Below are 25,468 nucleotides of genomic sequence, written 5' to 3'. Positions count from 1 at the left end.
ATGTTCTACATTCATCAAACTGCCTGTATTTCTGCTCAGCCAGCCTTTGCTGATCCGGCAAGTGATCATGTTGCAGCTGCAGTTGACAATAAACTCTATGCCATTGACAGCAATTACGACAGCATTCCCCCCAACGTATTAAGACGTTTAGGGAAAGCTGTTAAAATGGGTATTGCTACCGGACATTCGCTTATTTCAAAACACCCGGTAGATGGTATTGTACTGGGTACTGCAAACGGTGGCCTGGAAGATTGTATTAAATTTTTAAATCAGATCATTGAGTTTGAAGAAGGCCGGTTAACGCCGACAAATTTTGTACAAAGTACAACCAATGCCATAGCTGGTCAATTAGGAATTATGTCTTCAAACAAAGGATATAATATTACACACGTGCACCGTGGATTGGCGTTTGAAAATGCGCTGATCGATATTGAGATGTTGTTAAATGAATACCCGTCAAATACCTATTTGCTTGGCGGTGTTGACGAAATATCTGCATACAATTACACCATTGAAAAATTAGCCGGTACCTATAAAAGCGAAACTATTTCAAGTGCCCAATTGTTTTCTTCTCAAACAACAGGCACTATTGCGGGTGAAGGCGCTGCGATGTTCCTTGTAAATACGAACAGATTAAATGCTGCTGCTGCAATTAAAGGTATTAAAACATATAACAATCCTTCTCCTGAAGCAATAAAGAAACACCTGGAAGATTTTCTTGCAAAACATCTTCCTCAAAATGAAAAAATAGATGTACTCTTCTCTGGTAAAAATGGGGATGTATGTTTAAATTCTTTTTATGAAGTATGTGCACAGCAGCTGGGAAAAGAAACAACGGTATGTTATTACAAACAATTAACAGGAGATTTCCCGACAGTAACAGCGCTTGCCTTGTGGTTCGCGACCAGATTCATTGAAGATTCCAATAACTTACCTGTTCTGAACATAAAAAAAACAGGTGCTGTAAAAAACATTCTTTTATACAACACCTATAAAGGTTATCAGCACAGCTTTATCCTTGTTTCAGCGCCCTGATTATTTTGCTGCTGTTACTTTTAATTTCACGTCAACGTCGTCTCCCATAGTCATGCTCTTGCCGCCAACGCCATAATCCAGGCGATTCAATGTAACAGCACCTTCAAAAACTCCTCCCTGAGCATTTCCTGCATATGTAAACGGAATTGTAATATCTTTTGTCACTCCTTTGATTGTAAGCTTACCTTCTGCTGTAAATCCATTTGTTACTTTAAATATTTTTGTGCTTTCAAATGTTATTTTCGGATATTTTTCCGCATCAAAAAAATCATCCTTTCTTAAATGTTTATCTCTTGCTTCAATACCTGTATTGATGGATTCTACCGTAATGGTTGCTTTTATGGAGCTTGGAGCTGCAGCAGCTTCATTATAATCAATACTTGTTTCAAACGTTTTGAAACTCCCGTCTACTCCAATGCCTGCATTTTTAATTTTAAATTCTACAGCACTTTTTGAATAATCCGGCTTTAATAAAAACGACATGCTTGCCAGTACAAATACGGATAACAGTAAACTTCCTGAAATTTTGGTTATGGTTTTCATATACTTATTGATTAAAATTCTCTTTATGTTAACTATTAAATACCGATACCTAATTTACCGATTAAACAGTGAATTGCGAAACATAGTTTCAATCAATTTTTCGTACCTGACCTTTCCCCCACGGGCTCATTAGTACGCTGTTTTATTTGATTAAACTGAAACTACTTATTTAAAATATGACTACATTTAAAGAATGTATTTTGTTTTATACATTGATCTATAATTGAATCATACAATGTTTAAACCGGTATTCTATTTACCTTTATTATTTCTGTGTGCCGCCTGTGGCACATCTGATATGCCCGTTGCAAATAAGCTGTTAAAACATAATTACCATTTGTCTAATGACAGCCTGGAGCAATCTCTTGAGTTGTTTACCATGGATGATTCAACTGCACAGTTCACGCTTCGGGTAGAAAACAAATATGCAGATACGCTGGATAGTTATATGAGCAATGCGAAATCTACAGACGGCATACATTTTGTTCACAATCGCAATAACTGTACCATTGCATTTGAGTTGAAAGGAAATAAAAAAGATACTGTACTACTTACCCAATGTGCCTGCCCGGAACTCACTGTTCAGAGTTTAAATGCGCAAATGGTTACAGACACATCCTACATCATTGTATACAGATAGCGATAAAACAGCAGCAGTTCCGCCAAGTTATTCACATTGAATATTAAATTCAAATAAAGGAATTGCTTCTCTTCTGCAATTCCTTTATCTTCATAAACGAACTGAAATCAATTACCTATGAAAAAACAAATATCTTTAATCGTATTTATTTTATTGGCATTTATTTTTCAATCTCAATCACCGGTACAACCCGATCCATTAAAAACAAAAAATATGTTATTGAAGACAAACCGTTTGTTGGGCATGACCCACATGGCTGTTAAAAACGGCAAAACATATACCGGAGATTTTGGTAAAGGCGTACAATACGAACGTTATGCGAAACAACTTTATCTGGCAAAAGAATATAAAAAAGCAGCTCAGTATACGTATCGTGCAAGAGAATTTGCAAACGCCTCTTTAACAGCAAACAAAGCGAAACCTACAAGTGATGGTACTTTTACAACGGAAGAAAAAATGATTGTATCTCCTCTGCCTGAAATTGCAGATCTGGATAAAGAATTGAAAGAACAGAATATACCGTTGCCAACTGACCAGGACTTACTCGCAGGTAATTTAGATATTACCCTTTAACGATGTCCACTTTAGTCAAGTGATTATATATTTTTTATGAGTCCCGCCATTGAGCGGGACTTTTTATTTTCTGTAAAATCCAATTTTGATTCAGATAATACTTTTATTCTGTTGGATGGAGCCCAACGGCAATGAAGCAAAGCCTTTCAATCATTTCCATTGGCTGAAGCCAAACGGCAATGAAACGGAATCTTTCTCATTTTTGAATGCTTAACGCTTATAGCAATCATTGCTGTCATATTTATGTGACAGTAACAGATTATTTTTTTATCAAATGTATATCCATTTCATCTGTTGGCTGAAGCCAAACGGCAATGAAGCGGAATCTTTCTCATTTTTGAATGCTTTTCGCGTATAGCAATGCGCTTTAAATTATAGACAAAAGCTGGTTAAAGAGCTGCCGCTTCATTGCTGTCATATTTATGTGACAGTAACAGATTATTTTTTTATCAAATGTATATCCATTTCATCTGTTAGCTGAAGCCAAACGGCAATGAAGCGGAATCTTTCTCATTTTTGAATCCTTAACGCTTATAGCAATCCGCTTTTAATTATAGACAAAAGCTGGTTAAAGAGCTGCCGCGCTTCATTGCTGTTGCATTTATGTGACAGTAACAGATTATTTTTTTATCAAATGTATATCCATTTCATCTGTTAGCTGAAGCCAAACGGCAATGAAGCGGAATCTTTCTCATTTTTGAATCCTTTTCGCGTATAGCAATGCGCTTTTAATTATAGACAAAAGTTGGTTAAAGAGCTGCCGCGCTTCATTGCTGTTGCATTTATGTGACAGTAACAGATTATTTTTTTATCAAATGTATATCCATTTCATCTGTTGGCTGAAGCCAAACGGCAATGAAACGGAATCTTTCTCATTTTTGAATCCTTTTCGCGTATAGCAATGCGCTTTTAATTATAGACAAAAGTTGGTTAAAGAGCTGCCGCGCTTCATTGCTGTCATATTTATCTGACAGTAACAGATTATTTTTTATCAAATGTATATCTATAAATTATTTCAGTATAGCTAAGTTTAATTTTATTTAAATCAACACAGCTATGTCATTTGCCAGAATCTGGGTACATCTTGTTTTTGCCACAAAAAACAGAACGCCTTTTTTAACAAGAGAAATCAGATATCAAGTTAAAAAGAGGATTATGCAAAATTGTAAAGAACATGGAATATTTTTACAATCAGTAAATGGTTATAGAGATCATTTACATTGCCTTATTTCGCTTGGTAAAGAACAATCAATTTCTTTGGTAGCCCAGCATATCAAAGGAGAATCCTCTCATTGGCTAAATCAAAACTATTTCATAAATAAAGAATTTATGTGGCAAGATGATTATTTTGCCATTTCTGTAAGCGAATCTCAGGTAAAAAATGTGATTCGTTATATTAAAAATCAAGAGCAACATCATGCATCAAAAACTTTTAGTGAGGAAGCTTATGAATACAATAAAATTTTTGGAATAAAAGCCATATCTGATAACTGATTCCCATTCCGTTGGCTGAAGCCAAACGGCAATGAAACGGAATCTTTCTCATTTTTGAATCCTTAACGCTTATAGCAATCATCTTTTAGTTATAGACAAAAGCTGGTTAAAGAGCTGACGCGCTTCATTGCTGTCATATTTATGTGACAGCAACAGATTATTTTTATCAAATGTATATCCATTTCATCTGTTGGCTGGAGCCAAACGCCAATGAAACGGAATCTTTCTCATTTTTGAATGCTTAACGCTTATAGCAATCCGCTTTAATTATAGACAAAAGCTGGTTAAAGAGCTGCCGCGCTTCATTGCTGTCATATTTATGTGACAGCAACAGATTATTTTTTATCAAATGTATATCCATTTAATCTGTTGGCTGGAGCCAAACGCCAATGAAACGGAATCTTTCTCATTTTTGAATGCTTAACGCTTATAGCAATCCGCTTTTAATTATAGACAAAAGCTGGTTAAAGAGCTGCCGCGCTTCATTGCTGTCATATTTATGTGACAGTAACAGATTATTTTTTATCAAATGTATATCCATTTAATCTGTTGGCTGAAGCCAAACGGCAATGAAGCGGAATCTCTCTCATTTTTGAATGCTTAACGCTTATAGCAATCCGCTTTTAATTATAGACAAAAGCTGGTTAAAGAGCTGCCGCGCTTCATTGCTGTCATATTTATGTGACAGTAACAGATTATTTTTATCAAATGTATATCCATTTCATCTGTTAGCTGAAGCCAAACGGCAATGAAACGGAATCTTTCTCATTTTTGAATCCTTAACGCTTATAGCAATCATCTTTTAATTATAGACAAAAGCTGGTTAAAGAGCTGCCGCGCTTCATTGCTGTCATATTTATGTGACAGTAACAGATTATTTTTTATATTTAACATACAAACCCGCAACCCAATCTTATGCCGTCACCATTCCTTACAGCCCAATGGAGAAAATTGATTTTAGCGAACTATGCAGTAGATCCTGAAATTTTAAAACCCTATTTACCTGAGCATACCGAACTTGATTTATGGAATAATACCTGTTATGTATCGGTTGTAGGTTTTTTATTTGATGCCGTAAAGATTAAAGGGTTTACCATACCAAACCACCATTCTTTTCCGGAGGTTAATCTGCGCTTTTATGTGCGTTATGAAGACAATAAAGAATGGAAGCGTGGTGTGGTTTTCATCAAAGAAATTGTACCTAAAACCATGGTAACATTTATTGCCAACACGGTATACGGCGAAAATTATCAGACACTTCCGATGCGCCATCAATGGGACATGCTGGAGAACGAGCAGCGGATTGAATACGAATGGAAAGTAAATAATAAATGGAATTATTTACGCGTGAAAGCAGGTATTGAACCTGTAGATATTAAAGAAGGCAGTGAAGCTGAATTTATTACCGAACATTACTGGGGGTATACAAAGCTTTCTGATAAAAAAACTTCTGCATATGAAGTAATTCACCCGCGCTGGAAAGTATACCGCATGCACAATCTGAATTTTTCATTCAGCACAAAAGAATTATTCGGCGAAGCTTTTGTACCGTTTCTTGAAACAAAACCAACGTCTATCTTTCTGGCAGAAGGTTCCGAAGTACAGGTTATGGGGGGCGGGAAAGTAATTAAATAGATATTGTAATGATGAAACTAAAACTGAATCTTTTCCAGATAATCATTTCAATTATTATTCTGGTTTTATCTTACTCGACCTCATCGCTATATATATTAAAAATCAGTATTCTTAATTTATTGCAATATGAAAGTTTCGATTCGATAAGGATATCAATCAGAGATATTCTGTTTTTATTATTACCAGTCACAACGCTGCTGCTTTTTATTTTTCAGAAAAGGCCGGATGGATTTTAACCGTTGTAATTATGCTGATTCAAAGCATTCGATTATTCAATAATTTCATTGAGTATTTAAATAATCCATGTGCATCGACTTCTAACAACAATGTAATCGATGCATTACATAATTTAGGCTGTATTCCTTTATATACCTTATTGTTTGATCTGCTTCTTATCGTTTGTGCATTGGTATTGTTGTTTATGCCAAAAATCAAAAAGATCTATGATATCAATATGAAAGATTTATGGATACCTTTTGCTCTCACACTAATTGTTTTGTGTATCTGATAATATCCCTTATCCCAGCACATATTCCACAAGTACCGCCGTTACTGCGCCCAGCAGCGACATAACCAAACGGTTTGCTTTAAACTTGTGTTGCGGGTTTGATTCAAAAAATATGGTCGTGGATATATATAAGAAATTACCGGCTAACAACGCAAACAATAATCCCATTCCTTCTGCATCCAGAATGCCTTGATCAGATAAATAATCACTTACAAATAAACCAAGCGGCGAGGCCAGTGCAAATACCAGCTGCCAGCCAAAGATAGAGGTACGGGTTTTCAACAAGCCAATCAGAACGGTTGCTAATGCAAATGCTTCCGGAAGTTTGTGTAAGACCAACCCGATCAGCAACGTATTGTGCTCGCCTTCTGCATGCATGTGTGATGGGTGCATTAATAAGCTTCCCTCTAACAAACCATGCACACACATCGCCAGCATAATAAAATATTTTTGTGTGCCTTTATGATCATCATGTAAATGAATATGCCCGTGTTCTACACCCGTGGAGAAATATTCAATCAGCATCTGAAGGAAATAACCAAGCAGTACAAAAATTCCCGCAAGCTTGAAGTTCCCTGATTCGGTAACCGCTTCCGGTAAAATATGAATAACTGTTATAGAAAATAAATACGCACCGCTAAACGATAAAATAAATTTAAAATTTTCTGTTCCTCTGGCAGAAGTAAAGTAAACAAACAATGCGGGAACAAACGCAACTAAAAATAAAATTAAAGCACTCAGTAACATGTTGATTATTTTTTAGCAATCATGATTAATCGGTCAGACTCTGCGGCATCATATGCATCTAATTGATAGCTGCCAAAGGTATCGACCAATGTTAGTCCTGCAAAGGTAAAGAATTCTTTGAAATCATCCAGCGTTAGTGCTTTCACACGTTCTGTAAAGAAAAACGGCGTATTGTCTGCTTCAAAACGGATCTCTTTATGAATATAGCCATCTTTCACATAACGTTTTAACTGAAACTCGATACCTTCCATTACCTTGGTTTCTTCTTCCTTCAATAAATTTACCGCCCGGGTTACATTCATAAAATCAATAACCAACGAACCGCCACTCTTCAGTGCCTTTGAAAGTGTTGTAAATGCTGCCCGGTCTTCAGCTTCTGTTTCAAAATAACCGAAACTGGTAAATAAATTCAACACATAATCAAACGATTCATTCCATGCCGGTTTCCGGAGATCATGCACGAGAAAGGTAACACCTGCCGGTGCATGTGATTGAGCCAGTGCAATACTGGCAACAGAAAGATCTGCCCCTGTTAACGTATACCCCTTTTCTGCCAGAAACAACGTATGCCTTCCTTTTCCGCAAGGTAAATCAAGGATACTTGCACCTTTCGGAACAGCCATGTGGTTCATCAGATTCGTTAAAAACACTTCCGCTTCAGATTCATCGCGGTTGCTATACAAAATATGGTAATATGGTGTATCAAACCAGGTATCAAACCATTCTTTCTGTAACTGAGGCATATTCGTATGTTTAAAACAGGGGGTATTAGAAATAATATACAATATTAATCAAAAGGAAGTTCATTTGAGGAAAAAGTGTAGAGTGTAAAAAGTAAAAAGTGTAAGTATTCTCTCTTTAATTAAGAGATTAGGTTTATAACTAAGAAACGACTGCACTTTACACTCTTCACTTTACACTTTCAATTGACTATCTTTGTACCAATGCGTGAAGACTATTTAAAATCAGACGACGAACAATTCACTTCCGGTGAGAAGGAGATAGAAAGAGCATTACGCCCGCTATCTTTTGATGATTTTGCCGGTCAGGATAAAATACTCGAAAACCTGAAAATTTTTGTGGGAGCTGCCAAACAGCGCGGCGAACCGTTGGATCACGTATTGTTGCACGGCCCTCCGGGCCTGGGTAAAACAACGCTTTCCAACATTATTTCGAATGAATTAAATTCAAATATTAAGATCACATCCGGTCCTGTATTGGAAAAGCCCGGCGATCTGGCGGGTTTGCTCACCAACCTGCAGACGAATGATGTATTATTTATTGATGAAATTCACCGCTTAAATTCCGTAGTTGAAGAGTATCTGTACTCTGCTATGGAAGATTATAAAATTGATATCATGCTGGATTCGGGTGCCAATGCCCGGAGTATACAGATCGGTTTAAATCCGTTTACACTGATTGGTGCCACTACACGTGCCGGTTTGCTTACCTCTCCGTTGCGTGCACGTTTTGGTATCAATGCCCGTTTGGAATATTACGATGCGAAATTGCTTACCCGCATTGTGCAGCGTTCTTCCGACCTGTTGAATACACCGATCCTGGAAACAGCAGCCTTTGAAATTGCACGCCGCAGCAGAGGTACACCGCGTATCGCCAATAATTTATTAAGACGTACACGGGATTTTGCTCAGATAAAAGGCGATGGTACCATTACGCTGGAGATTGCGCGTATAGCACTTCAGGCCTTAAATGTGGATCACAACGGATTGGATGATATGGATAACAGAATCCTTACAACCATTATCGATAAATTTAAAGGCGGCCCGGTAGGCTTGTCAACTATTGCTACAGCTGTAAGCGAAGAAGCAGAAACCATTGAAGAAGTGTATGAACCATTCTTAATTCAGGAAGGGTATTTAAAACGTACATCCCGCGGACGGGAAGTAACTCCGCTGGCCTACAAACATCTGCAGCGCACGCCACCGGCTCAATCAGGTACTTTATTTGAATAACATATGGCTTCTTTACAAATAGCGCACAACACGCGTATTGTTAAAGAAGCTGCACGTATAGCGGGCTTTGATTATTGCGGTATTTCAGCAGCACGATTTTTAGAAGAAGAAGCCCCGCGCCTCGAATCCTGGCTGAACCGCAACCAGCACGGCACCATGTCGTGGATGGAGAATTATTTCGATAAACGCCTTGATCCCCGAAAGCTGGTTGACGGCGCAAAATCCGTTGTTTCTGTTTTACTTAATTATACGCCTGCTCCGGAAGATGAAATACTTTCAACAGGTGAAACCAAGATTTCCCGGTACGCTTACGGGAAAGATTACCACTATGTACTAAAAGATAAGTTTAAACAAATGTTGCAGCACATTACCGAACAGATCGGTGAAGTGAACGGCAGGGCCTTTGTTGACTCAGCTCCCGTAATGGATAAAGCCTGGGCCAAACAAGGCGGTTTAGGCTGGGTGGGAAAACACAGCAACATTATTACAAAAGACTCCGGAAGTTATTTCTTCATCGGCGAGTTGATTATTGATCTGGAACTGGATGCGGACGGGCCAATCAAAGATTATTGCGGAACCTGTACCCGCTGCATCGACGCCTGCCCAACCAATGCTATTACTGAACCTTACCAGGTAGACGGCAGCAAATGCATCTCTTATTTAACAATTGAATTAAAAGAACAAATTCCGTCTGAATTTAAAGAGCAGATGCAAGGCTGGGCGTTTGGCTGTGATATCTGTCAGGAAGTTTGTCCCTGGAATAGATTTGCACAGCCTATAAATAAAAATGAGTTCTCCCCTTCGGAAGAACTCAAAAAATATTTTGAAATGCCATTAAAAGAAATTACTAAAGAAGTATTCAATATTCTTTTTAAAGACTCTACTATAAAAAGAACCAAAATCGAAGGGCTCTCCAGAAACCTGACATTTATAAAAAAAGAGACTTAAGCAAAACAGCGGTTCAAAACCATCGCATGTTTTTGCCCAAAATTTTCATAACACCAGTTTTTTAGCTCTATAACTTCTTCAACAATTAATTCACTTAAATGCTTTAATAATTCTTTCTCAAATAATTGAGGGTCAAAACTCACTTTTTCAAGAATAAATTTTGCATAATTTAACATATAGCTTTGTAATGATTTAAGTTGAAAACTTTAATTTTAAACGGGAATATTACATGAAAGGTTGTACCAAGCTGACTATTTATCGAGTATTTTTATCATTTTTGTATAAAATATCCCTTAACTATCCATTAAATTGAATTTAGTTGCACTATATCGAGGAATAATCACATTAATCTTAGGGGTTCTATTTCAGATTTCTTCGAATAGTCAAACTATTTCTTTTAAATGTAACAACACTACTTTACATAAAAATGATTTTTTAAGTATATCTATTACATTCTCAAAGGATGGTAAAAAAGAATTTAACGCCTATAAAAATTACCAGTTTCCGGATATAGCCGACATGGTGAAATCTCATACTTATTTTAATGAGAAAGAAGGCAGTGAGAAGACATATTCCATTGTTCAATGGTATGAACCTATAAAAGTAGGGCCCAAATCTATTCCTGCAATTTCTGTCCAGACAAAAAACAAAACGTTTACCAATCCGCCTTTTACAGTAACAATCCTTTCAACAGATTCAGATACCCCCATTGAACCGCCGGTTGAAGCCTGGCTGGGTAAAACCAAACTTCAACTGGAAGTCCCGGAGATTGAATGGCATCTTGAAAGTAATGTAACCACTAGCTACATTCTTCAACCCATTCACATTACAGGTTATATCCTTACTCCTTTCGAAAAAAACATTCCGTTTACATTTATTGAAAGCCATCTTCAAAAAGAAGTATTAAAGAAGAAAATTAAAAACAACAACTGCCTGGTTCAGGAACGCAGTGTATCCGGTGAATTCAAGATGGATACGCTCCGGATAGATGGACGCAAATATTTAAAAATGATTGTTTTAGATCAGTTTATTTTCCCTCAAAAACCCATTGATATTGATATCCCCGCTACAGAGTGGTATGTATATGCCTATAAAAAAGGTACCAACGATGAAGGAATTGTTCGCCTGGCGGAGAAATATACGATCAAAGATAATGGCATGTCTATTCAGGTAAAGGAATTACCATCCTTCCCAGCAAAAAAAATAATTCCTGCCGGTTCGTTTTACATAAAAGATTACCTGACTGAAAAAAGAATCCGCAACGGACAGGCGACGTTTTTAACCATTGTTCTGGAAACCAACGCTGATCCTTCTTCTATTGGCACCTTTGAATTTATTTCTTCAGATATTGAATTAATGAGTGAAGAATTTGTTTCACAAAAGATCATTGAAGGCGAACAATGGCGGGTACGTAAAGAACTTAAGTTCCAGATCAATCCGTTACGCAGCGGACAATATTTAATGCGCGATGCGTTCATGTATATATACTTCAATACCGGAACAAAAAAATACGACACGCTGTATCCGAAATCTATTCTGAATGTGTATGGTGAACGGGTACATGAAAGCAATGCCATGTTAACCAACGATGAGTTTTACAATCGTTATACCCACCAAACCAATAATAAACTCTATATAGCCAAAGAGAATGATTTATTCAACCACTTGGCGAACCTGATTATTTTAGTTATGTTAGTAGTTACTGCAATCCTTGTTATTAAAAAATGAGCAATACATACGGCACAATATTTCGCATTACAACCTTTGGAGAATCACATGGTAATGCTGTTGGAGTTATAGTGGATGGTTGTCCGCCTAATATCGAAATCGACGAAGCGTTTATTCAATCTGAAATGGCCCGCAGAAAACCCGGTCAGTCCAAGATCGTTACACAGCGTCAGGAAGACGATGAGATAGAAATTTTATCCGGTGTATTTGAAGGAAAATCTACCGGTACGCCTATTGCTATGATGGTGCGTAACGCCGATCAGCGCAGTAAAGATTATTCACACATTGCAGATCGTTTCCGCCCGTCTCATGCAGATTACACCTATCAGGAAAAATATGGCTTCCGTGATTACCGCGGCGGCGGCAGAAGTTCTGCCCGGGAAACGCTGGCACGCGTAGCTGCTGGCGCACTGGCTAAAATGATTCTGGCTAAAGTAAATATTAAGATTCAGGCATATGTTTCACAGGTTGGTCCGTTGAAACTTACGACCGATTATAAAGCACTGAATATTCCGAACGCGGAAACCAATATCATCCGTTGTCCGGATGATGCTGTAGCAGCAAAAATGATTGAATTTATTGATGAAACACGTAAAAATAAAGATACCATTGGTGGTGTTGTAAGCTGCGTAATTGAAGGTGTTCCGGTTGGTTTAGGCGAACCGGTATTTGATAAACTGCATGCAGAACTTGGCAAAGCCATGTTAAGCATCAATGCCGTAAAAGGGTTTGAATACGGAAGCGGGTTTGAAGGTGTAGAACAGTTCGGGTCACAGCACAACGATAAATTTTATGCGGATGAACAGGGCAATGTACGTACACAAACCAACAATTCAGGCGGTATTCAGGGCGGTATCAGCAACGGAGAAGATATTTATTTCCGCGTGGCATTTAAACCTGTAGCTACAATTATGATTGACCAGGAAAGCATCAACGACAAAGGTGAAACGGTTACTGTAAGCGGTAAAGGCCGCCATGACCCATGCGTGGTTCCCAGAGCCGTACCGATTGTTGAAGCAATGGCGGCAATTGTTATGGTGGATTTCTACTTAAGAAATAAAGCAATACGTCTTGACTGAAAAAAACAATAAAGAAATTCCCCTGCACATAAAAATTTTAGCAGGTATGGTAATTGGTGTTGCCTGGAGTATTGCTGCGGGAAATATCAACGGTGGTTCAGAATGGACACTCAGTTACATCAAACCATTGGGGACCATCTTCATCAAACTGCTTCAAATGCTTGCGATCCCGCTAATCATCACATCGATCATTAGCGGGATCGCAGGTTTACGGGATATCAATAAACTTGGCCGCATTGGCGGCCGCACGCTTGTTCTGTTTACCATTACCTGCTTCACGTCCACAATTCTGGGCGTTATACTGGCAAGTGCATTTACACCAGGCAATGCCATTCCGGAAAAAACAAAAAGCGAATTATTTGCATCGTATCAGGATAAAACAACCGGACTGATAGATAAAGCGCAGCAAGGCACCGGCAGTGCTATGGATATGATCACGGAAATGTTTCCGAATAATATTTTTTATGCGATGAGCAATAATGGTATGATGCTGCAGGTAGTTATTTTTTCTATTTTATTCGGCATAGCATTATCAAAAGTTGATGTTTCAAAATCAGAGATTGTTATTCAGTTTGTCGAAGGGTTAAATGAAACCTTTATGAAACTGGTTATGCTGATTATGGGGATCGCTCCGGTTGGTGTATTCGCCCTGATCGCATCGATTAGTTTTGATGCCAAAGTTTTTTTATCTCTGCTGTATTATATGCTTACAGTCATTGCAGGACTGGCTGTTATATTATTTATTCTGTATCCGCTTATTATCCGGTTGTTTTCAAAAATTTCCTATGGAAAGTTTTTTAAAACTATGCAGCCGGTTTTCTTAATGGCTTTTTCTACCAGCTCAAGCGCGGCAACATTACCTGTTACGATGGAACGTGTTTCAAATGGTTTTAGTATCAAAAAAGAAATTTCTGATTTTGTCCTTTCACTGGGTACAACCATAAATATGGATGGCACTGCATTGTATCAAAGCATTGCAGCTGTATTTATTGCACAGGCAACAGGAATCGATCTTACACTCGGACAAATGGTTATCATTGCATTAACAGCAACGCTTTCAGCAGTTGGTGCGGCAGGCATTCCGGGTGCAGGCATGATCACACTGATCATTGTATTAGACGCCATTCATGTACCAATTGAAGCAATTGCTTTTATAATGGCTCCGGATCGTTTACTGGACATGTTCCGTACCGTTATTAATGTGGCAGGTGATGCCTGCGGTGCGATTGCGGTTTCAGGGATGGAAGAAAAAGTGGACAGTAGACAGTAGGCAGTTTGTAAAAAATATATAGTCAGAGTACTTAGTATTAAGACAATGAAATTTTTATCAATTTGTTCAGTATGTTTCTTTTCGCCCTTTGCGAAAAACGTTGCGGTGAATTTAAAAAAGCGTTCACCCTATAACCAAGAATGAACGCTCTCACTTGCTTCAATTAATTTACTTACATTGATTTTACTGCTTCTATCTCCTTTTTAAGATTCGGTAAAAAACCTGCAACCAGCCCAAGTAAAGGCAATACAGAAGCAATCCGGAATGCAACATCAATCGACGTTTGATCGGCAACGTATCCTAAAATAGCGGAACCGATTCCGCCCATGCCAAAAGCAAGTCCGAAGAACAGGCCTGATACCATGCCGATTTTCCCCGGCATCAGTTCCTGTGCATATACCAGTATTACTGAGAACGCAGATGACAGGATTAAGCCAATCATTACACATAATATTCCCGACCAGAATAAATTTGCATAGGGTAATAATAACGCAAACGGAGCTGTACCTAAAATAGAAAACCAGATCACGTGTTTTCTATTGAACCGGTCGCTTAACGGCCCGCCGAGGAACGTCCCAATAGCCATCGATACAAGAAACATGAACAAATAGAATTGAGATTGCTCTACCGTTAATCCAAATGTTTTGTCCAGATAAAAGGTATAATAACTTGTAATGCTTGATACATACACAAACTTAGAGAATATTAACACTACCAGAATGGTTAACGCGCTGATCACTTTGTTTCTGGACAGGTTATGTGTGTCGCCTATTGATGTCGTCTTTTTACTTCTGCTGGATAAATAATTTTTATACCATACAGATACACGTGATTGAATGATAATTGCAAACAGAGCAAAGGCCGTTAAATAAATAATACCCTGCTGCCCTTTCGGTGCTATGAGCCACGCAACTACCAGTGGTGCTATCGCACTCCCGGTGTTCCCGCCGATCTGAAAGATGGATTGCGCCAATCCTCTTTTCTTTGAGCCGCCGGATGCCATGTATGCCACACGGGAAGATTCCGGGTGAAGAATAGCAGAACCGATACCCACCACACATACAGATGCAAGAATCAGATAGAAGTTTGTAGCAACAGACAAAAAGATAATACCCACCAAGGTAAAACACATGCCAATCGGCAGCGAATAGGGTTTTGGTTTCACATCTGTATACAAGCCAATGGCAGGCTGAAGCAACGATGCGGTGAAGTTTAACACAAATGTAATCAACCCGATTTCTGTAAAGCTAAGATTAAGTGATTGCTTAAAGACCGGATACATCAATGGTATTGACTGCTGTATAAGATCATTCAATAAATGTGCGCCACTGATTGCAAAGAGAATCGGGTATACCGTTGTCTGGATGGTTTGACTAACCTGCCGCTCTGCTACTTCTTGTTCATTTTCCATAATTTATTTCTTTTAATCACTTAATTCATCCTATCATCTGATGAATAAAAGTAAATTTTTTAATCCAGACTTAATATCTGAGACATGTATTCAGCTGCTTTTTTAGATTCTTTGGTTGCAATTGCATCACATAATTTTTCGTGAAGAGCCTGTGAACGTTTATACGCTTTTGTGTCGGGATATTCGGTTTGAAAATACTCACTGATCACTTTTGAAAACGTTTTGTATAAGTCAATCAATACCTGATTTTTTGACGCTTCCGCTATCACTACATGAAAGGCGATATCGGCATTGAGGCATTCATCCTGCAACTGTTCTTCAATTGCTCTCCTTCGCTGATTCAGCAATGTCCGCATTTGTTTCACTTCTTTTTCAGTCCTGTTTTCAGCAGCTTTTTGAACCATGGTTATCTCAAGCATGTGACGTACCTCATTCAGCTCTTTATTATTGGCCCTGCGGAGGCGCTGGTGCAAAGGTTCGGCTACAACAGTAGTGTCCTGTACAAAAGTTCCTTTGCCTTGTAAAACTGATAGCAGACCGGCATTCGCCAGTATACGTACAGACTCCCGTACTGTTGAACGGCCCACACCAAATCGGGCCATTAGTTCGGGCTCAGTAGGAATCTTATCCCCTTTTTTATATTCACCCGAACCAATAAGCTGCTGTAATTTAGCAGCTACCTGATCTGCTAATTTTACCACTTCTATTTTTTCGGAATAATAATTCATAATATCATCTGATGAATTTCAAAGGTAAAATTTAATTTTAATATCTACAATTACAATATTGCTCTTTTGAGCGCCTTTTTGTCTGATAGCTGGAAACTAGCAACTCGAAAGTAAAATTTGTACCTTTACAGAACCTCTTTAGGAAAACAGGTGTTTGTACATAAAAGCATTGAATCCCCATGGAAACTAAAAAAATAGAAGTTTATACAGAAGCTACACCCAACCCAAACACATTAAAATTCATTACAGATAAAACGTTAGTCGAAGAAGGCAGCGTAGATTTTCCTATGGCATCTTCTGCAGAATCCTGTCCGTTGGTATTAGACCTGTTCCGTTTTGATTTTGTAAAACGTGTATTTATGGCTGCTAATTTTATTACTGTTACCAAGTCTGAGGGCATGGAATGGGAAGAAGTAAGCGGAATGATCAAATCCTTGATCAAAGGATATATTGAAGAAGGAAAACCTTTATTTAAAGAAACACATAAACCACTATCCAATACAGCACCTGTTGAAGGGGAGCCGGAAGTGGTAACAAAAATAAAAGTTGTGCTGGATGAATATATCCGTCCGGCTGTTGAACAGGATGGCGGTGCTATTAACTTTGAATCCTTTGTGGATGGTGTCGTAAAAGTTCAGTTACAGGGCTCTTGCAGCGGATGCCCGTCTTCAACGGTTACATTAAAATCCGGCATTGAAAATTTATTAAAGCGCATGGTACCTGAAGTAACAGAAGTTGTTGCAGAAGGTGTTTAAAGAAAGTTGCTTATAACATCATAAAAAAAGCCTTCCCGGAGAGATCTCAGGAAGGCTTTTTCATACAAAAAATTACCCCATTTATTATATACACCCCTATATATAATAACCAGTAGCGTTGGCGCAGACTTAAATGATAGAACCTGTTTTTCTATCAAAATACATAGCACCTGTTTTTTTATCTGCACCAGGTTTTGTTGTTGAATCTGGTTTAACAACTGTTCCAGGCTTAGTTTTTAACGAATCGGTTTGAGGACCATCAATCGGATTAAAAGCAAGAATAGTATGGACATCTAACACACCTGCATACTTTGTTCCGGTCTTAACTGTATCCACCGCTTTAGGCTTGGCTTTGCTTGAGTCTGTTTGCGGACTGTACACAACATATGAATATGCATATTTTGAACCCGTCTTAACCGTATCGGCTGCTTTTGGTTTTGCTTTAACCGAATCTGTTTGCGGGCCATAAATAACATATGCCGATGTATACTTAGTACCGGTTTTAACAGTATCTACCGTTTTAGGCTTTGCTTTTGAGCTGTCTGTCTGCGGACCAAACGTTAACAATGTTCCGTGAAATATCAATGAACCTGTTTCTTTTGATTTAACAGTATCTCTTTTAATCGTAGTAGAATCATTTTGTGCCATAACACTCATGCTTAATCCCGCTGCTGCAATTGTTGTTAATAATGTCTGTATCATAATTATCATTGGTTTGGTTAATTAATGATATGTCTTTAAGAATAATGGTGCCAGCTATTCAAAAATATAATAATCAATGTTTTACAAAATCAGCACCTGATAAATATGCTGAAAAGTTCCACACATTTGTGGAAGCAAACAGCAAGTGAGGGATAAAACATAAAAAACGAAATTCGAATCCGGTTTTATTTTTTTATTTTAATAGTATGAAGTGGAGAGAAAATCAAGTTCAAATAAAATTAACCTTATTATTAACGATCGGTATCATAGGGATTTTTTCTATTTGTTTATTTGCACACCGTGCGTTTTCATCCCTTCGGGAAACGGTAAAAGAATTTCAATATCCGGACCAAAAAATCAAACACCTTAGCAGTCTTTCCGATCAGACAAATAACGCAGATCAGTTTTTACGTTTATACACCATTACGAAAAAAAATATCTACATAGATAAATACAACAAGTCTGTTGACAGCATTAATCAGCTATTTGAAACATATAGAAAATATATTGAAGGAGATACTTTTAGAATACACCAGATAGATACTATACAAATGTGGTGGAACAAAAAAGTACTTGAGAACACAGAAATACTAAAACTAAATAATGACAAACCGGATATCTTAGTAATCGGCACACTGGTAGATAAGTCAAAGGATACAACCCTTTATTCTACCCAAATTTATAATGAGAAAACGATTCATGATTCACTGGTTATCATAAAAAAAATACTCGTCAATAATGAGCAGCGAACCGGACTGCTTCGAAAAGTAAAAAGAGTATTTGAAAAAAAAGAAGATATAGATGTTGATGTTGTTGCTGATAGTGCAGACAATTTAAATGTTCAATTGTACTCTTATACCTACAAAGAACAGGATACCATATTTACAGATACACTGGTAAAGCTTGAATCCTTCAACAAATCAGACAAGGCGGCTGTAAAGAATGTGCTGCAGGAAAAAATGGAATATGATACAATTGTTAATTTAAAGCGGCTTGCAATCATAGAAAAAGATTTTATTATCCGAAACCGGATTGCAAAACAGATCAAAAGCATTCAAAAACAAGAACAGGAAGATGCCGTCAGTAATATCGCTGCCATTCAAAACATCAGCACCAAAACAATCAATAAAATCTTCTGGATCTTCCTGTTCATATTGTTTACATGTGTGTGCCTATACTTATTATTGGTTTTGGACACATACCGTATAAAGCGTTATGAGGAAAAGCTGATTCTTGAAAAACAAAATTATCAGAACTTAGCAAATAACCGCTCTCAATTTTTATCCATGATGGCGCACGAATTAAGAACACCGCTGCAATCAATCATTGGTTTTTCTGATTTACTACACGAGCAGAATAAATCTGCTGCCGATAAATCTTTTCATTATAGTGAAATTATAAAAAATTCTTCCTCCCATTTATTACAAACAATAAACCTGCTACTAGACAGAAGCAAAATTGATGCAGGGAAATTAGAACTTGAAAATATTCCTTTTAATGTTACAGAATGTCTGCACAGTGTATTTGAAAGTTTAAGCCTGCAGGCACAGGATAAAAAAATTAATTATCTATATCAATCAGATATTCCCAATGACCTTATTGTTATTTCAGATGCGTTTCGCTTAAAACAGGTATTGTATAATTTATTAAGCAATGCAATCAAATTTACTTCAGAAGGCACTGTTCAGTTACGTACATCTACCTTTTTAGATAGCGAAAAATACACGCAGATACGTTTCGAAATATCAGATACAGGTATCGGTATTCCATCAAATAAAATAGATCAACTGTTTGATGAATACAACCAGCTTAATAATTCAATCGGCAGATTGTTTGGAGGAACAGGCTTAGGCCTTGTCATCACAAAAAAAATATTAGGTCTGTTCTCAAGTGAGATAACGGTCCATTCAGAAGAAAAAAAAGGGACACAATTTTCATTTGATATATTGTTTGAAAAGTCTGCGCAAAGCGTTCAGCAATTAAATCAGATTCATAAACACATTGATGCGTCCGTGCTACTGATCGATGATGATAACTACAATTTACTTTACACGCACCAGCTATTGTCTAAGTATGCAGCACAGGTATATGTTGCAGGGTCTATAGAAGAGGCAAAACTGATTTTAGAAAAAGAATCGCCGGACATTGTTTTATGTGATTTATATATTGATCAATCGCTGGGTACAGACATCATTCCATTTATTAAACCTGCTGCAAAAATAATTTTCATGAGCGCCGATCATGAACGGTTATTAAAGATCAAAGAAGCAAACCAGCTAACATTACCTAAGCCTTATTCTATTGAAATTTTATTAAATACCATTTCAAACCTGCCATTACAAACTGACAAAGTTTTATCTCCAGATCCATCTCTGGATTATATACATATAGATTCTTTTAAAGAAAAAATAACATTAATCGGCCAAGCTATTGAACAGAATGATGTCAAGATGATGGAGTCGGTATTACATCAGATAAAAACAACGTTTGGGTATTTACAACAATGGGAGGAAATTAAACATATTCAAAAAATAGAAAATATGTATTTGTTATATAAAGACGATGCAATTTTCCAAAGCAGTGTTGCGGAATTATACGCTCAATGGAATAAATTTTATTCTAACTGATAAAGCTTTAATTTATTATAAAGTGTTTTGCGGTCAATATTCAGAATCCGTGCAGCTTCGCTTTTATTATTACCTGTCTTTTTTAAGGCTTTGATAATCGCATCTCTCTCCTGCTGCTCCTGTAAGGATTTTAAATCTACGGTATCAACAGCAAGTGTGCGTGTATTAAATATTTCCTGAGGCAATTGATCCTTTTCTATTGTTTCAGATGTAGCAAGAAGTACAGCCCTTCTGACAATATTTTTTAATTCCCTGATATTACCAGGGAATGCATATTGAGCCAATACGGCTAAGCCACTTTCAGAAAGCTGTTTTACATGTTTGCCAAACTCACTGTTTGATTTTGCTATAAAATGATTGATTAGCTCGTTTAAATCTTCAGGGCGTTCTCTTAGTGCGGGTACATGAATTTTAAATTCATTTAACCGATGATATAAATCTTCCCGGAATTTTTCTTTTTGTACAGACAGCACAATTTCTTCATTGGTTGCTGCTATCAGCCTTATATCAAGATCTATTTCTTTATTAGAACCAATACGTTTCACTTTTTTTTCCTGTAACACGCGCAGAAGCTTGATCTGATTTTCATAGGTGAGATTACCTAGCTCATCTAAAAAAAGTGTCCCCCCGTTTGCAGATTCCAACAACCCTGGTTTATCATATACAGCACCTGTAAACGATCCTTTCATGTGTCCGAAAAATTCGCTTCCGAATAATTCTTCTGAAATAGAACCGCAATCAACCGTTATAAAATCTTTCTGTTTCCGTTGACTATTTGTATGAATGTATTTAGCCAACTCTTCTTTGCCCGTACCGCTTTCACCTGTTATCAATACAGAAAGCATGGTAGGTGCAACCAGTCTTGCATGCTCTAAAACTCCGGCAAATTTTTCATTTTTACCTTGTACAAACTCACTCTTATTGATTTCAACTGCCTTTTTTACTGCCTGAATGGGTTTTAACAGGCTTAATAATTCTTCCGGGTTGATCGGTTTTGTAAGGTAATCACGCGCACCTGATTTAATAGCTGTTACAGCCGAACGTACATCATCATAAAATGTCATCATGATAACAGAAACGTGCGAATGAAGTTTTTTAATCGACTGCAGAATTTCTATTCCATTACTATCCGGCAACCTCAGATCCAGCAATACAAAATCTATGTGCTGCGAAGTAATTATTTCTAATCCGGCTTTGCCCCTATCCGTTGAAATTACTTCAAATCCATTTTTCTGGAGAAATTTTTCAAGAATGGTGCGTAATGAAATATCGTCTTCTATAATCAGTACCTTTTCCAAAATAACAGGGGGGATTGTTATATACTTAGTTAATACAATATATTCAAGAATTCCTAAAAAAACTAGTACCTGCGGAATCGTTCTACATATAACAAAAAATATACATAGCATACCTGTTCGAAAGGAACATGTATGCTATGCTTCATGCATTAATTTTTCACTATTTTAACGACTTTGACATTTTGCCCTTCACTCATGTATTTAATGAAGTAAACACCCGAATTCATCTGTGGCATATCAATGCTTGTGTTTGTTTGATATAACCCAGCATAAATTTCTACACCGTTGATATTAAAAATGTGCAGCTCGCCTTTAGAGTTTTCACTGTCAACTAATAGCACTTCATCCGCATTGCTTACAAAATAAATTGTATTTGCTTTTTGGAAGTTATTGATTCCTGTTGTTATAGGAGGCTCTACTCCACCGGGAGCAGTTGCAACGCCTTTGTATTTTACAATAAAATTTGCTTCTCTTGCTTCATATGAGTTACCGATACTATATGTTGGTGTTCCGAATACATATAACTCCGTTCCGGCTACCGAAAATTTAACATGTTTAAGATAATAATCTGAACTGTCATCAGACATCTTTGGCCCATAAAAAAGATCTCCATAAAAAATTCCTTTAGGATTTGTTAAGTACTGATCTCCTATATCAAAGGAAGTTGCATGAAACGTTGAACTCAAAAAGGATTCATTTCCTGAATCCATTAACGTTGATCTGCATCCTGTATAAATAAGTGCATTGGAAAATATTCCAACATTCATGCCCGGGCTAAGCGCTCCTCCATTATAAGTTGGATCGTAAAATGATGTTTCCATTGTTCCGTCTAAATTCAACTTAGCGATTGAATTTCTGGATTGACTGTTGAACATAGTAAAGTTACCTACAACATACAGTTTATTATTATATTCTACAGCATCATTTAAACTTCCATTATCTCCCTGCCCTGGATTGAATGTTTCATCATATGTACCATCTATATTTAACCGCACAATGTGTTTGCTCATGTTTCCATTGTAAAAATTAAAGTCACCTATTAAATAAATGTTAGCATCTGTAGCATACATTTTTCTGATTCTTCCATTTGTACCTGTACCTGCATTTGAGTTAAATGCAGTATTTGCAGAACCATCCATATTTAAACAAACGATATTTGAAACCTCTATGCCCTGATACTGCCCAAACACTCCCGCAACTAGTATCTTATCCGTATCAATGATCTGAATGTCATATACTGGGTAATCAACACCAGAACCAATATTGAATTCAGGATCAATGCTTCCATCAGGCATCAGTCGTACAATATGGGGTGCAGGCTGATTGTTATAGGAAGAAAAATCTCCGCCAACAAGTATTTTTCCGTCTGTTTGAATTGCCAGACAGAGAGCAGGCCCGTTAAACCCACTTCCAGGATTAAACATCGGATCAACAACACACGTACTATCGACCATTGCTATCGTCCTGATTTTTGCTGAACCGATACGTGTAAAGCCTCCAATTAAAATATATTTATTAAGAGAGTGCTTTGCCACATCTGTTATTGAATAATTTGGACCACCTCTCGGTAAAAAGTGAAAATCAATTTCATTTGTATCTGTCAATCGCACAAGACGCCTTGCTGAAGGCGTATAGGTTTCATAATAATTACAACCCATGTATGTAATGCCATCAATTGAAAATAATTTGCTGGGTATATCATAACTGAAATCATACGTCAGATACCAGCCCGTTGTATTATATTTCTTTACAACATTTCCTGCAGGAGTATACTCAATAGGAAATGTACCGCCACCTGTGTTGTAGGTGCTGCTTGTTAAAAAATTCCCGTCAGGTAATAATACTGAGGCTTCATTCAATTCAAAGGAATACGTGTATAATAAACCTCCATTCGCGTCATAACGTTTAGCCTCCATCGGATATAAATCTCTTCGCGGAATTGTGATTTCATCATTTGCATGTATAAAAACAGTTTGAAGAGTAATCACGTTATTACCATTCAAAGGGAGTACACAGGAAAATGTATTATCTATTTCTCCTGTGCTTAATAACCGCACAATGCCCGAAACATTTTTGGATAAGTGTTTTGTGAACTCTCCTGCCAGAATGATTTTATCTGTAGATTGCAAAAGCACTTTGTTAAATACACCATTATTTACATCGCCGGAATTGAACGATACGTCCAGACTTCCATTCGTTTTTAAACGCACAATATTTTTACGTGTATATCCGCTGTATTTGTTAAACTGTCCAATAACAACAAGCATTCCATCTGATTGTACTGCAAAATCTTTCAGTACACTTCCAACATCAAAATTTGGCACAAATGTCAAATCCGGCGTGCCATTAGGATTTAACCGCATTAAATAATTGATATTTACATTTGAATACGAAGTAAATGCGCCCATGACATACATTTTATCAGAAGGGAGCACAACGATTTTTTTAACTTCATTGTTAAATCCTGTTCCTGTAATAAAAGTCGGATCCACTACAGAATCATTCAGGAGCCTGCAGATATTGTTGCATTGAACCCCTCCTATCTTATTAAATAAACCCGCAACAACCAATTTGTTTGATTGTTTGACAAGTGCATTAACATACGTAATGTTATTGTTATCAAATGTATTAAAACTTGTATCTAGTTTGATTGCACTGGTTTGTCCGTACACATTCAAAATAATTAGCAAATAACTAATTGAAAGGATTAATTTCAACTTCATAAAACCTGTTTAACGTTTGATTTAATTTAAATGATCACTTCTTAAAATACATATTCAGACAGCTGCTCTGCTACTTCATCTAAAATAGCAAATGTGTCCTCGTATGAGCCCGCTTCAACAAGACGCTGGCGGTAAGGCTTAAAATTCTGTATGCCTCTGAAATAATTTGTGTAATGCATACGCATTTCAAAAATCCCTTCCTTGGGCCCCTTCCATTCAACTGAAAAGGCCAAATGTTTTTTACATACTTCTACACGTTCACGAATCGTTGGCGGACCAAGTTTTTCACCTGTTGCAAAAAAATGTTTTACTTCTTTGAATATCCATGGATACCCGATAGCTGCACGGCCAATCATGATACCATCAACACCGTATCTGTTTTTATATTCCAATGCTTTTTCAGGAGAGTCAATGTCTCCATTACCAAAAATCGGTATATGAATATCCTGCTGTTCCTTTACTTTGGCAATCCAGGACCAGTCGGCTTCGCCTTTATACATTTGCTGACGTGTACGCCCATGAATGGTTAATGCCTTAATACCCACATCCTGCAAGCGCCTGGCAATATCAACAATATGTATGGAATCATGATCCCAGCCTAAACGGGTTTTAACCGTTACAGGTAATGTACAGCGCTTTACAATCTCTTCCGTCATTTTTACCATTTTCGGAATGTCCAGCAATGCGCCTGAGCCGGCACCTTTGCAGGCAACCTTTTTAACCGGGCAGCCAAAGTTAATATCCACCAATTCCGGCCCGGCTTCTTCAGCGATTGCAGCGGCGTCACACATGACATCTATTTTATCGCCAAAAATCTGAATACCCATAGGGCGCTCATAATCAAATATATCAAGCTTGTGAACACTTTTTGCGGCATCACGGATCAAACCTTCTGCTGCGATAAATTCGGTGTACATCATATCGGCCCCCTGCTGCTTGCAAAGCGCCCGGAACGGCGGATCACTAACATCCTCCATCGGAGCTAAAAGCAACGGAAACGCACCTAATTCAATATCACCTATTTTTACCACCTTGCTATCTGATAATTTTC

Annotated in this window: 23 protein-coding genes; 13 read left to right on the top strand and 10 right to left on the bottom strand. The window is 37.4% G+C overall.

Translation table 11 applies throughout. The features are described from left to right. Positions 1 to 1,035 (top strand): beta-ketoacyl synthase chain length factor, encoded by a 1,035-nt coding sequence (locus CHU_RS01935; protein ID WP_011583789.1) that lies wholly within the window; start codon positions 1 to 3, stop codon positions 1,033 to 1,035. On the opposite strand, the gene CHU_RS01930 is transcribed toward CHU_RS01935, so the two are convergent. Continuing rightward, positions 1,036 to 1,578, bottom strand: coding sequence for a YceI family protein (locus CHU_RS01930; RefSeq protein ID WP_011583788.1), 543 nt, complete (start codon positions 1,576 to 1,578; stop codon positions 1,036 to 1,038). It abuts the gene before it with no gap. A gap of 235 nt (positions 1,579 to 1,813) precedes the next feature. Here CHU_RS01930 and CHU_RS01925 point away from each other — a divergent pair, with 235 nt between their 5' ends. The 5 genes from CHU_RS01925 (at position 1,814) to CHU_RS01905 (ending at position 6,428) form a co-directional block, all read left to right on the top strand. Next, a complete protein-coding gene (locus CHU_RS01925; protein ID WP_041932129.1) occupies positions 1,814 to 2,218 on the top strand; it encodes a hypothetical protein in 405 nt (134 codons plus the stop codon). A 117-nt stretch (positions 2,219 to 2,335) separates the two neighbouring features. Beyond that, positions 2,336 to 2,791 carry a hypothetical protein gene (locus tag CHU_RS01920; RefSeq protein WP_011583786.1) on the top strand — a complete coding sequence of 152 codons (456 nt, stop codon included), beginning with the start codon at positions 2,336 to 2,338 and terminating at the stop codon, positions 2,789 to 2,791. A gap of 1,056 nt (positions 2,792 to 3,847) precedes the next feature. Continuing rightward, complete coding sequence (tnpA, locus tag CHU_RS01915) at positions 3,848 to 4,285, top strand: IS200/IS605 family transposase (RefSeq protein WP_011583785.1); 438 nt, start codon at positions 3,848 to 3,850, stop codon at positions 4,283 to 4,285. A 915-nt stretch (positions 4,286 to 5,200) separates the two neighbouring features. Further along, on the top strand, positions 5,201 to 5,920 hold the full coding sequence (locus CHU_RS01910; RefSeq protein ID WP_011583784.1) for a YqjF family protein: 720 nt from the start codon (positions 5,201 to 5,203) through the stop codon (positions 5,918 to 5,920). A 247-nt stretch (positions 5,921 to 6,167) separates the two neighbouring features. Beyond that, positions 6,168 to 6,428, top strand: a complete 261-nt coding sequence (locus tag CHU_RS01905; protein WP_011583782.1) for a hypothetical protein — start codon at positions 6,168 to 6,170, stop codon at positions 6,426 to 6,428. Between the two features lie 9 nt (positions 6,429 to 6,437). Here the strand turns inward: CHU_RS01905 and CHU_RS01900 are convergent, their stop codons facing one another. Further along, complete coding sequence (locus tag CHU_RS01900; protein ID WP_011583781.1) at positions 6,438 to 7,175, bottom strand: ZIP family metal transporter; 738 nt, start codon at positions 7,173 to 7,175, stop codon at positions 6,438 to 6,440. A gap of 5 nt (positions 7,176 to 7,180) precedes the next feature. Further along, positions 7,181 to 7,918 carry a class I SAM-dependent methyltransferase gene (locus CHU_RS01895; protein WP_011583780.1) on the bottom strand — a complete coding sequence of 246 codons (738 nt, stop codon included), beginning with the start codon at positions 7,916 to 7,918 and terminating at the stop codon, positions 7,181 to 7,183. Between the two features lie 201 nt (positions 7,919 to 8,119). On the opposite strand from CHU_RS01895, the gene ruvB reads away from it, so the two are divergent. Together ruvB and queG are read left to right on the top strand one after the other, a co-directional pair. After that, positions 8,120 to 9,148, top strand: coding sequence for a Holliday junction branch migration DNA helicase RuvB (gene ruvB / locus CHU_RS01890; RefSeq protein WP_011583779.1), 1,029 nt, complete (start codon positions 8,120 to 8,122; stop codon positions 9,146 to 9,148). A 3-nt stretch (positions 9,149 to 9,151) separates the two neighbouring features. Then, positions 9,152 to 10,096, top strand: a complete 945-nt coding sequence (gene queG, locus CHU_RS01885) for a tRNA epoxyqueuosine(34) reductase QueG (RefSeq protein ID WP_011583778.1) — start codon at positions 9,152 to 9,154, stop codon at positions 10,094 to 10,096. Here queG and CHU_RS01880 read toward each other — a convergent pair. Further along, positions 10,093 to 10,272: a hypothetical protein gene (locus CHU_RS01880; RefSeq protein ID WP_011583777.1), complete on the bottom strand. Its 180-nt coding sequence runs from the start codon at positions 10,270 to 10,272 to the stop codon at positions 10,093 to 10,095. The two genes, queG and CHU_RS01880, sit on opposite strands and share 4 nt — an antisense overlap. A gap of 343 nt (positions 10,273 to 10,615) precedes the next feature. On the opposite strand from CHU_RS01880, the gene CHU_RS01875 reads away from it, so the two are divergent. The 3 genes from CHU_RS01875 to CHU_RS01865 are packed head-to-tail and all read left to right on the top strand — an operon-like array spanning position 10,616 to position 14,173. Further along, a complete protein-coding gene (locus CHU_RS01875; RefSeq protein ID WP_238379328.1) occupies positions 10,616 to 11,824 on the top strand; it encodes a hypothetical protein in 1,209 nt (402 codons plus the stop codon). Then, positions 11,821 to 12,903 carry a chorismate synthase gene (aroC, locus tag CHU_RS01870; protein ID WP_011583775.1) on the top strand — a complete coding sequence of 361 codons (1,083 nt, stop codon included), beginning with the start codon at positions 11,821 to 11,823 and terminating at the stop codon, positions 12,901 to 12,903. Before CHU_RS01875 ends, aroC begins: the two co-directional genes overlap by 4 nt. After that, positions 12,896 to 14,173: a dicarboxylate/amino acid:cation symporter gene (locus CHU_RS01865; RefSeq protein WP_011583774.1), complete on the top strand. Its 1,278-nt coding sequence runs from the start codon at positions 12,896 to 12,898 to the stop codon at positions 14,171 to 14,173. The genes aroC and CHU_RS01865 overlap by 8 nt, the downstream gene beginning before the upstream one ends. Positions 14,174 to 14,345: 172 nt before the next feature. Here CHU_RS01865 and CHU_RS01860 read toward each other — a convergent pair whose 3' ends face one another. Together CHU_RS01860 and CHU_RS01855 are read right to left on the bottom strand one after the other, a co-directional pair. Then, the gene (locus CHU_RS01860) at positions 14,346 to 15,584 is read right to left on the bottom strand and encodes an MFS transporter (RefSeq protein WP_011583773.1); all 1,239 of its coding nucleotides are present in this window, start codon (positions 15,582 to 15,584) and stop codon (positions 14,346 to 14,348) included. A 59-nt stretch (positions 15,585 to 15,643) separates the two neighbouring features. Then, a complete protein-coding gene (locus CHU_RS01855; RefSeq protein WP_011583772.1) occupies positions 15,644 to 16,312 on the bottom strand; it encodes a FadR/GntR family transcriptional regulator in 669 nt (222 codons plus the stop codon). A 179-nt stretch (positions 16,313 to 16,491) separates the two neighbouring features. Here CHU_RS01855 and CHU_RS01850 point away from each other — a divergent pair, with 179 nt between their 5' ends. Continuing rightward, entirely contained in the window at positions 16,492 to 17,067 is a 576-nt protein-coding gene (locus tag CHU_RS01850) for a NifU family protein (RefSeq protein ID WP_011583771.1), read from the top strand. A 129-nt stretch (positions 17,068 to 17,196) separates the two neighbouring features. On the opposite strand, the gene CHU_RS01845 is transcribed toward CHU_RS01850, so the two are convergent. Continuing rightward, positions 17,197 to 17,769, bottom strand: a complete 573-nt coding sequence (locus CHU_RS01845) for a hypothetical protein (protein ID WP_041932128.1) — start codon at positions 17,767 to 17,769, stop codon at positions 17,197 to 17,199. Positions 17,770 to 17,975: 206 nt separating this feature from the next. On the opposite strand from CHU_RS01845, the gene CHU_RS01840 reads away from it, so the two are divergent. Next, the gene (locus tag CHU_RS01840) at positions 17,976 to 20,396 is read left to right on the top strand and encodes an ATP-binding protein (protein WP_011583769.1); all 2,421 of its coding nucleotides are present in this window, start codon (positions 17,976 to 17,978) and stop codon (positions 20,394 to 20,396) included. On the opposite strand, the gene CHU_RS01835 is transcribed toward CHU_RS01840, so the two are convergent. From CHU_RS01835 to dusB, 3 genes are all read right to left on the bottom strand, one after another. Beyond that, entirely contained in the window at positions 20,384 to 21,694 is a 1,311-nt protein-coding gene (locus CHU_RS01835; RefSeq protein ID WP_011583768.1) for a sigma-54-dependent transcriptional regulator, read from the bottom strand. The genes CHU_RS01840 and CHU_RS01835 overlap by 13 nt on opposite strands. Before the next feature lie 149 nt (positions 21,695 to 21,843). Next, positions 21,844 to 24,417, bottom strand: coding sequence for a T9SS type A sorting domain-containing protein (locus CHU_RS01830; protein WP_011583767.1), 2,574 nt, complete (start codon positions 24,415 to 24,417; stop codon positions 21,844 to 21,846). Positions 24,418 to 24,458: 41 nt separating this feature from the next. Continuing rightward, entirely contained in the window at positions 24,459 to 25,448 is a 990-nt protein-coding gene (gene dusB / locus CHU_RS01825) for a tRNA dihydrouridine synthase DusB (RefSeq protein WP_011583766.1), read from the bottom strand. Positions 25,449 to 25,468: the final 20 nt, after the last annotated feature.

This window comes from Cytophaga hutchinsonii ATCC 33406, assembly GCF_000014145.1.
In the GTDB taxonomy this organism is placed as follows: Bacteria; Bacteroidota; Bacteroidia; order Cytophagales; family Cytophagaceae; genus Cytophaga; species Cytophaga hutchinsonii.
The sequence above is the reverse complement of the archived record's forward strand: the minus strand, read 5'-3'. Positions and strand labels throughout refer to the sequence as shown.